This is a genomic window from Cedecea sp. AS113 (assembly GCF_037152415.1).
Lineage (GTDB): Bacteria > Pseudomonadota > Gammaproteobacteria > Enterobacterales > Enterobacteriaceae > Cedecea.
This window is the reverse complement of the sequence record NZ_JBBCMI010000063.1, coordinates 1-449: the sequence shown is the minus strand read 5'-3', so window position 1 is coordinate 449 and position 449 is coordinate 1. Positions and strand designations below refer to the sequence as shown.

The 449-nt window shown below is 47.0% G+C and carries 1 tRNA gene and 1 rRNA gene; both read right to left on the bottom strand.

Annotation, left to right across the window (positions count from 1 at the left end):
• Window positions 1–182 precede the first annotated feature (182 nt).
• Window positions 183–258: transfer RNA gene (locus WFN87_RS24040), tRNA-Glu, on the bottom strand.
• Window positions 259–343: 85 nt separating this feature from the next.
• Window positions 344–449, bottom strand: a 16S ribosomal RNA gene (locus WFN87_RS24035); the annotation flags it as partial.

The window sequence follows — 449 nt, the reverse complement described above, 5'->3', positions numbered from 1 at the left end:
GTGAAAATTTGAGAGACTCGAACATGTCTTAACCTTATTCTTTATTACGGAAGAATAAGACGACATGTCGTTTCAATTTTCAGCTTGTTCCGGATTGTTAAAGAGCAAATATCTCAAACATGACTCTTTCAAGTCAGCTTTGAGATAGTTCGGCACGCAACTTTCACTTACATACCAGCAAGTGGCGTCCCCTAGGGGATTCGAACCCCTGTTACCGCCGTGAAAGGGCGGTGTCCTGGGCCTCTAGACGAAGGGGACACTGAAGTCTCAATCGCAAGACGCCTTGCTTCTCTACATCTATCAGACAATCTGTGTGAGCACTACGCGGGTTGTATCTATTAGGTAAGGAGGTGATCCAACCGCAGGTTCCCCTACGGTTACCTTGTTACGACTTCACCCCAGTCATGAATCACAAAGTGGTAAGCGCCCTCCCGAAGGTTAAGCTACCT